Raw genomic sequence first — 8,281 nt, 5'->3', positions numbered from 1 at the left:
GAGTCAGAAGTATACGTTCTGTCTAAAGACGAAGGTGGACGTCACACTCCATTCTTCAAAGGCTACCGTCCACAGTTCTACTTCCGTACAACTGACGTAACAGGTAACATCGAGCTACCTGAAGGCGTAGAAATGGTAATGCCTGGTGATAACATCCAAATGACTGTTGATCTAATCGCTCCAATCGCGATGGATGAAGGTCTACGCTTCGCAATCCGTGAAGGTGGCCGTACAGTTGGTGCTGGTGTTGTTGCTAAAATCTTTGAATAAGATTTGACGAACCGCTAGTAAAAAGGGCATCATTTGATGCCCTTTTTCTGCGCAAGACAAAAGAGAAGATGCACGTAAGTGTCTAACTCATTGAAAAGCAAAGAATTACATGGTCGAGGTGTATAATCTTGGCTTATCGGTACGCAGTTTTTTTAGCGTATTAAGAATGAGCCCTGCAACAGCGGGGTTGTTGTCGTCTATATTTAAGACTTGTGACAGGTTGGTTTTATGAAAGCAAACGCTGAAACTCCAAGTAGCTCAAATACAGCAGATATCTTTAAGTGGATTGTCGCTTTTGCTCTGTTGGCCGCTGCTGTTGTGGGTAATTACCTGTATGGTGAATTGTCTGTTGTTATTCGAGTAGCAGGTGTTGTGGTATTAATTGCTGCTGCACTCGGTGTTGCCGCTACTACAGCGAAAGGTAAAGAAGCGATCATCTTTGCACGAGAATCTCGTATTGAGGTTCGTAAAGTGGTTTGGCCTACACGCCAAGAAACCGTGCAAACAACATTGATCGTATTGGCAGTATGTATTGTTATGGCTTTAGTTCTTTGGGGTATCGACGGCATTATGGTGCGTCTAATATCTCTTGTAACTGGGGCGTGAGGGTTTTAATTCATGACTGAAGCTCCAAAAAAACGTTGGTATGTGGTTCAAGCCTTTTCTGGCTATGAAGGCCGTGTGGCTCAATCTCTACGTGAACATATCAAAATGCACGCGATGGAAGATTATTTCGGTGAAGTTCTTGTTCCAACCGAAGAAGTTGTAGAAATGCGTGCAGGTCAACGCCGCAAGAGTGAACGCAAGTTCTTCCCAGGCTATGTTCTGGTACAGATGTTGATGAACGATGAATCATGGCACCTTGTTCGTAGTGTTCCTCGTGTAATGGGCTTCATTGGTGGTACCTCTGACCGTCCTGCGCCTATCACTGATAAAGAAGCTGATGCTATCTTAAATCGCTTAGAGCAAGCGAGCGAAGCTCCTCGCCCACGTACTATGTACGAAGCGGGTGAAGTGGTACGTGTTAATGAAGGACCATTTGCTGACTTTAACGGTACAGTTGAAGAAGTCGATTATGAGAAAAGCCGCCTGAAAGTGTCTGTATCGATCTTTGGTCGAGCAACACCAGTTGAGCTTGAATTTGGTCAAGTGGATAAACTTGATTAAAAAAACATCTCTATAAGCTTGTTTAAGGCGCGAAATGTGATTATAATTTCGCGCCTTTTTATCACTTATTGTGGTAAGAAGTATTTATCAATACCGGGGAGCTGATCGAATGATTGGCGTCTGAACCCAAACTTTAGGAAATATCATGGCTAAGAAAGTTGAAGCTTATATCAAGCTGCAAGTTGCAGCGGGTATGGCAAACCCAAGTCCACCGGTTGGTCCTGCTCTAGGTCAACATGGTGTGAACATCATGGAATTCTGTAAAGCGTTTAACGCAAAAACAGAATCTGTTGAGAAAGGTCTACCGATCCCAGTTGTTATCTCTGTATACAACGACCGTTCTTTCACATTCGAAACTAAGACTCCACCAGCAGCAGTTCTTCTTAAGAAAGCAGCAGGTATCAAGTCTGGTTCTGGTCGTCCAAACACTGAAAAAGTGGGTACTGTAACTGACGCTCAACTGCAAGAAATTGCAGAAGCTAAAGCTGCAGACATGACTGGCGCTGATGTTGAAGCGATGAAACGTTCTATTGCGGGTACTGCTCGTTCAATGGGCCTAGTGGTAGAGGGTTAAGATCATGGCAAAACTTACTAAGCGTATGCGCGTAATCCGCGAAAAAGTTGACGTAACTAAAGAATACGAAATCAACGAAGCTGTTGCTCTTCTAAAAGAACTAGCAACTGCTAAGTTTGTAGAAAGCGTTGACGTAGCTGTTAATCTTGGCATTGACGCTCGTAAATCTGACCAAAACGTACGTGGCGCAACTGTGCTACCTCACGGTACTGGCCGTGAAATCCGCGTTGCAGTGTTCACTCAAGGTGCAAACGCTGAAGCAGCTAAAGAAGCTGGCGCAGATATCGTTGGTATGGAAGATCTTGCTGAGCAAGTTAAGAAAGGCGAAATGAACTTCGACGTAGTTGTTGCTTCTCCTGATGCAATGCGCGTTGTTGGTCAACTAGGTACTATCCTAGGTCCACGTGGCCTTATGCCTAACCCGAAAGTTGGTACTGTAACTCCTAACGTTGCTGAAGCAGTTAAAAATGCTAAAGCAGGTCAGGTTCGTTACCGTAACGACAAGAACGGCATCATCCACACTACAATCGGTAAAGCTTCATTCGAAAGCGACCAACTAAAAGAGAACTTAGAAGCTCTTCTAGTGGCACTTAAGAAAGCTAAGCCGTCTTCAGCGAAAGGTACTTTCCTGAAGAAAGTAAGCATCTCTACAACTATGGGTGCTGGTGTTGCGGTTGATCAGGCTAGCTTAAACACTCTAGCAAGTTAATTTGCATAGGCGCGAAATTTGTGTATAATTTTGCGCCTATTTAATTGTGGTTGGGGCTGTGGACACAAGATTTTGTTTTTAGCTTTTGATTTAAACAAAATTAGTGAACTTAGTCTCCGTCCAAGACCGTAGGCGTTCTGATATTCGCAAGAATAAAGGAGCTTAATAAAACCTACGTAGATGGTGCCCGAACTGACAGAAAGCCAAACTTTTATAGATTGTCTTTCTTCTGGGAATGCACTGTATTAACTCTCATTACTTTTACCTCAAAGGTATTGAGTGGTGTAACAACAACCAGGAGTAAATCCAAAATGGCTTTAAACCTTCAAGACAAAAAAGCAATTGTTGCTGAAGTCAACGAAGCGGCCGGTGATGCACTTTCTGCAGTTGTAGCTGACTCTCGTGGCGTTACTGTTGGCGCGATGACTTCTCTACGTAAACAAGCTCGTGAAGCGGGTGTTTACATGAGAGTTGTTCGCAACACACTAGCACGTCGCGCTGTGGAAGGCACAGACTACGAATGTCTACAAGACGTATTCGTAGGTCCAACTTTGATCGCTTTTTCTAACGAGCACCCTGGTGCTGCTGCGCGTATCTTTAAAGATTTCGCGAAAGAGAATAAAGACTTTGAGATCAAAGCTGCTGCATTTGAAGGCGCGGTTACTGACGCTGAAGTATTGGCGACACTACCAACTTACGACGAAGCTATTGCACGCCTAATGATGTGCATGAAAGAAGCTTCAGCTGGCAAGCTGGTACGTACAATCGCTGCTGTTCGCGATCAAAAAGAAGAAGCTGCGGCATAAGCCTTGCTTTTTCCCGATTGCAAAATAAACTAATTGTTGACTTAAAAGAGAATTGTTATGTCTATTACTAACGAACAAATCCTAGATGCAGTTGCAGAAATGTCTGTAATGCAAGTTGTAGAGCTTATCGAAGCTATGGAAGAAAAATTCGGCGTTACTGCTGCAGCAGCTGTTGTTGCTGGCGGCGCTGCTGGCGGCGACGCTGCAGAAGAGCAAACTGAATTTGACGTAGTTCTAACTGCTGTTGGCGGTAACAAAGTTGCTGTTATCAAAGCAGTACGTGCTGCTACAGGCCTAGGTCTTAAAGAAGCTAAAGGTCTAGTTGACGGTGCACCTGCACCACTTAAAGAAGCTGTTTCTAAAGAAGAAGCAGAAACTCTTAAAGCACAACTAGAAGAAGCTGGTGCTTCTGTTGAAGTTAAGTAATTATTACTTAATTTCTTAGCCGAAAGGCTAATGGCTGGTGGTTTAATGACCACCGGCCTTTTTGCGCTGTAGGGTGTTGACGAATTTTCCGCTGTTTAAGCGTCAATATCTATGCAAAAAACCGCTATGTTTTTTCTATTAAACATAGGGTCTACAGTAAACAGTTGCTAGTTACTGTCCCGCTCTTTTCTTAAGAAAATGAATGGATAGTTTGGGTCACTTATCAGCGAGCTGAGGAACCCCATGGTTTACTCTTATACCGAGAAAAAGCGCATCCGTAAGGACTTTGGTACTCGTCCACAAGTTTTGGACATTCCATACCTGCTATCGATCCAGCTCGATTCATTCGATAAATTTATCGAACAGGATCCTGAAGGACAATACGGTCTTGAAGCGGCATTTCGTTCTGTATTTCCTATCCAGAGCTATAATGGCAATTCTGAGCTGCAATACGTTAGCTATCGTCTTGGCGAGCCAGTTTTTGATGTTAAAGAATGTCAAATCCGTGGTGTAACTTATTCAAAACCACTGCGCGTTAAACTGCGTTTAGTTGTTTATGATCGAGATGCACCAGCAGGTACTGTAAAAGACATTAAAGAACAAGAAGTCTACATGGGTGAAATCCCACTCATGACTGACAATGGTACCTTTGTAATAAATGGTACTGAGAGGGTTATCGTATCCCAGCTGCACCGAAGCCCAGGCGTGTTCTTCGACAGCGATAAGGGTAAAACCCACTCGTCAGGTAAAGTTTTATATAACGCACGTGTTATCCCTTATCGTGGCTCATGGTTAGACTTTGAGTTCGATCCTAAGGATAATTTATACGTACGTATCGACCGTCGTCGTAAACTGCCAGCTTCAATCATTCTTCGTGCACTTAGCAAAACAACAGAAGAGATCCTAGATATCTTCTTTGAAAAAGTGAACTTTGAAGTGAAAGACCAAACTCTAATGATGGAGTTGGTTCCTGATCGCCTACGTGGTGAGACGGCGAACTTTGATATTGAAGCAAATGGTAAGACTTACGTAGAGACTGGTCGTCGCGTTACTGCTCGTCATATCCGCAATCTAGAAAAAGATGGCGTTGAGTTCATCGAAGTACCGGTTGAGTACATCGTTGGAAAAGTATCTTCAAAAGATTATATCAATGAAGAGACTGGCGAAATCATCGTAGGCGCGAACCAAGAGATCAGCTTAGAAGCTCTAGCGAACTTGTCACAAGCTGGTCACAAAAATCTACAGGTTCTGTTCACCAATGATCTAGACCACGGTCCATTCATGTCTGATACATTACGTATTGACAGCACTGTTGACCGTCTATCTGCGTTAGTTGAAATCTACCGCATGATGCGTCCTGGTGAGCCACCAACAAAAGAAGCTGCAGAAGCGCTATTTGATAGCCTATTCTTCTCTCCTGAGCGTTATGACTTATCGACTGTTGGTCGTATGAAGTTTAACAGCTCTATCGGACGCGATGATGCAGGTGAGCAAGGTATCCTTGACGAAACTGATATTGTCGAAGTAATGAAGAAGCTTATTGCTATTCGTAACGGCATCGGTGAAGTGGATGATATCGACCACCTTGGTAACCGTCGTATTCGTAGCGTAGGTGAAATGGCTGAAAACCAATTCCGTGTTGGTTTAGTACGTGTTGAACGTGCAGTTAAAGAGCGTTTAAGCCTTGGCGACCTTGATGCAATCATGCCTCAAGATCTTATCAATGCTAAGCCGATTTCTGCTGCTGTTAAAGAATTCTTTGGTTCTTCACAGCTTTCACAGTTTATGGATCAGAACAACCCGTTGTCTGAAGTAACGCACAAGCGTCGTATTTCTGCATTGGGTCCAGGTGGTCTAACTCGTGAACGCGCAGGTTTTGAAGTACGTGACGTTCACGTAACTCACTACGGTCGTCTATGTCCGATCGAAACGCCTGAAGGTCCAAACATCGGTCTAATTAACTCACTATCAGCGTTTGCACGTTGTAACGATTATGGTTTCCTAGAAACGCCATACCGTCGTGTTGTTGATGGCGTTGTGACTGATGAAGTTGATTACTTATCAGCGATTGAAGAAGGTCAGTTCATTATTGCTCAGGCAAACTCTGCACTAAGCGGTGATAACTCTTTTGAAGAAGAGTTGGTTACTGCTCGTCAGAAAGGTGAATCTGGTCTACACCCACGTGATCAAGTTAACTACATGGACGTTGCAACCAACCAGGTTGTATCTGTCGCTGCTTCGCTTATCCCGTTCCTAGAACACGATGATGCGAACCGTGCCTTGATGGGTGCGAACATGCAACGTCAGGCTGTTCCAACATTAAGAGCTGATAAGCCTTTAGTTGGTACAGGTATTGAACGTAATGTAGCGGTTGACTCTGGTGTTACAGCTGTTGCTAAACGTGGCGGTATGGTGCAGTCAGTAGACGCATCTCGTATCGTAGTTAAGGTAAATGAAAGTGAGTTAGTACCTGGTGAAGCGGGTATCGACATCTATAACCTAACTAAGTACACACGTTCTAACCAGAATACTTGTATTAACCAGCGTCCAACAGTACTACCTGGCGAACCTGTCGCGAAAGGTGATGTACTGGCTGATGGTCCTTCAACAGACCTTGGTGAATTGGCGCTTGGTCAGAATATCCGTTTGGCATTTATGCCATGGAATGGTTATAACTTTGAGGATTCAATCCTTGTTTCTGAGCGTGTTGTTCAGGAAGACCGTTTCACAACTATCCACATTCAAGAACTATCTTGTGTGGCTCGTGATACTAAGCTTGGTAGCGAAGAGATCACAGCGGATATTCCAAACGTAGGTGAATCTGCTCTGTCCAAATTGGATGAGTCAGGTATTGTTTACATCGGTGCAGAAGTGAAGGGTGGTGACATCCTAGTTGGTAAAGTAACCCCTAAAGGTGAAACACAACTTACTCCTGAAGAGAAGCTACTACGTGCCATCTTCGGTGAAAAAGCATCAGACGTTAAAGATACCTCTCTACGTGTGCCAAACTCAGTTTCAGGTACGATTATCGATGTTCAAGTCTTCACTCGTGATGGCGTAGAAAAAGATAAGCGTGCACTAGAAATTGAACAAATGCAGCTTAAAGAAGCGAAGAAAGACCTTACTGAAGAGTTCGAAATTCTTGAAGGTGGTCTACTTGCGCGTGTTAAAGCGGTATTGGTTGCAGGTGGATTCTCTGAAGCGAAGCTAGACACTATTGGTCGTAAGAGATGGTTAGAACAAACTCTTGATGATGAAGAACTACAAACTCAGCTTGAGCAACTTGCCGAGCAGTGGGATGAGCTAAAAGCTGATTTCGATAAGAAGTTTGATAGTAAGCGCCGTAAGATCACACAAGGTGATGATCTTGCACCTGGCGTTCTGAAAATTGTTAAAGTTTATCTAGCGGTTAAACGTCGTATCCAACCTGGTGATAAGATGGCCGGTCGTCACGGTAACAAGGGTGTAATCTCTAAGATTAACCCTGTTGAAGACATGCCATACGATGAAAAAGGTCAGCCTGTTGACATCGTACTTAACCCACTGGGTGTACCGTCTCGTATGAACATCGGTCAGATCCTTGAAGTTCATATGGGTCTAGCGGCGAAAGGCATCGGTGACAAGATCAACCAAATGGTTAAGGAACAACAAGAACTTGCTAAGTTCCGTGATTTCTTACAGAAGGTTTATGATCTTGGCGATACTCGTCAGAGTGTTGACATTGCTGCGTTATCTGACGATGAAGTACGTACATTGATCAAAAACCTACGTGGCGGTCTTCCAATCGCAACGCCGGTATTTGATGGTGCTCCAGAATCGTCAATTAAAGAGCTATTAAAACTGGGTGATTTACCAGAATCTGGTCAGTTACGTCTGTTTGATGGCCGTACAGGTGATGAGTTTGAGCGTCCTGTAACCGTAGGTTACATGTACATGCTGAAACTGAACCACTTGGTTGATGATAAGATGCACGCACGTTCAACAGGTTCTTACAGCCTAGTAACTCAGCAACCACTTGGTGGTAAAGCTCAGTTCGGTGGCCAGCGTTTTGGTGAGATGGAAGTATGGGCACTTGAAGCATATGGTGCTGCTTACACTCTACAAGAGATGTTGACAGTTAAGTCCGATGACGTGAATGGTCGTACTAAGATGTATAAGAACATCGTAGACGGAAACCATAGCATGGAACCTGGTATGCCAGAATCCTTCAACGTATTGTTGAAAGAGATCCGCTCGCTAGGTATCAACATCGAGCTAGAAGACGAAGAGTAATCCTGACGGATTATTTGTAGAAAGGTACTCGCTATTCTAAATAAGGTGGCGAGTCCC

At 43.9% G+C, this 8,281-nt stretch carries 7 protein-coding genes and 1 pseudogene; all 8 read left to right on the top strand.

What is annotated here, in order from left to right; genetic code table 11:
* A pseudogene (gene tuf, locus F0227_RS08880) lies at positions 1-270 on the top strand (elongation factor Tu); the annotation flags it as partial.
* Between the two features lie 228 nt (positions 271-498).
* Positions 499-876 carry a preprotein translocase subunit SecE gene (gene secE, locus F0227_RS08875; RefSeq protein ID WP_171752836.1) on the top strand — a complete coding sequence of 126 codons (378 nt, stop codon included), beginning with the start codon at positions 499-501 and terminating at the stop codon, positions 874-876.
* A 12-nt stretch (positions 877-888) separates the two neighbouring features.
* Entirely contained in the window at positions 889-1,437 is a 549-nt protein-coding gene (nusG, locus tag F0227_RS08870) for a transcription termination/antitermination protein NusG (RefSeq protein WP_171752835.1), read from the top strand.
* Between the two features lie 145 nt (positions 1,438-1,582).
* Positions 1,583-2,011 (top strand): 50S ribosomal protein L11, encoded by a 429-nt coding sequence (gene rplK, locus F0227_RS08865; protein WP_171752834.1) that lies wholly within the window; start codon positions 1,583-1,585, stop codon positions 2,009-2,011.
* Between the two features lie 4 nt (positions 2,012-2,015).
* Positions 2,016-2,720 carry a 50S ribosomal protein L1 gene (rplA, locus tag F0227_RS08860; protein ID WP_171752833.1) on the top strand — a complete coding sequence of 235 codons (705 nt, stop codon included), beginning with the start codon at positions 2,016-2,018 and terminating at the stop codon, positions 2,718-2,720.
* 311 nt (positions 2,721-3,031) lie between these two features.
* Positions 3,032-3,526, top strand: a complete 495-nt coding sequence (rplJ, locus tag F0227_RS08855; protein ID WP_171752832.1) for a 50S ribosomal protein L10 — start codon at positions 3,032-3,034, stop codon at positions 3,524-3,526.
* Positions 3,527-3,583: 57 nt separating this feature from the next.
* Positions 3,584-3,952, top strand: coding sequence for a 50S ribosomal protein L7/L12 (rplL, locus tag F0227_RS08850; RefSeq protein WP_171752831.1), 369 nt, complete (start codon positions 3,584-3,586; stop codon positions 3,950-3,952).
* 243 nt (positions 3,953-4,195) lie between these two features.
* Positions 4,196-8,224, top strand: coding sequence for a DNA-directed RNA polymerase subunit beta (gene rpoB, locus F0227_RS08845; RefSeq protein WP_171752830.1), 4,029 nt, complete (start codon positions 4,196-4,198; stop codon positions 8,222-8,224).
* The last annotated feature ends 57 nt before the right edge of the window (positions 8,225-8,281 follow it).

Source organism: Vibrio sp. 99-8-1 (genome assembly GCF_013114595.1).
In the GTDB taxonomy this organism is placed as follows: Bacteria; Pseudomonadota; Gammaproteobacteria; order Enterobacterales; family Vibrionaceae; genus Vibrio.
This window is presented reverse-complemented; position numbering and strand designations above follow the sequence as displayed.

Bases quoted from the DNA above. Each gene is read 5' to 3' on its own strand.
- secE (WP_171752836.1), top strand. From the start codon at position 499: ATGAAAGCAAACGCTGAAACTCCAAGTAGCTCAAATACAGCAGATATC.
- nusG (WP_171752835.1), top strand. From the start codon at position 889: ATGACTGAAGCTCCAAAAAAACGTTGGTATGTGGTTCAAGCCTTTTCT.
- rplK (WP_171752834.1), top strand. From the start codon at position 1,583: ATGGCTAAGAAAGTTGAAGCTTATATCAAGCTGCAAGTTGCAGCGGGT.
- rplA (WP_171752833.1), top strand. From the start codon at position 2,016: ATGGCAAAACTTACTAAGCGTATGCGCGTAATCCGCGAAAAAGTTGAC.
- rplJ (WP_171752832.1), top strand. From the start codon at position 3,032: ATGGCTTTAAACCTTCAAGACAAAAAAGCAATTGTTGCTGAAGTCAAC.
- rplL (WP_171752831.1), top strand. From the start codon at position 3,584: ATGTCTATTACTAACGAACAAATCCTAGATGCAGTTGCAGAAATGTCT.
- rpoB (WP_171752830.1), top strand. From the start codon at position 4,196: ATGGTTTACTCTTATACCGAGAAAAAGCGCATCCGTAAGGACTTTGGT.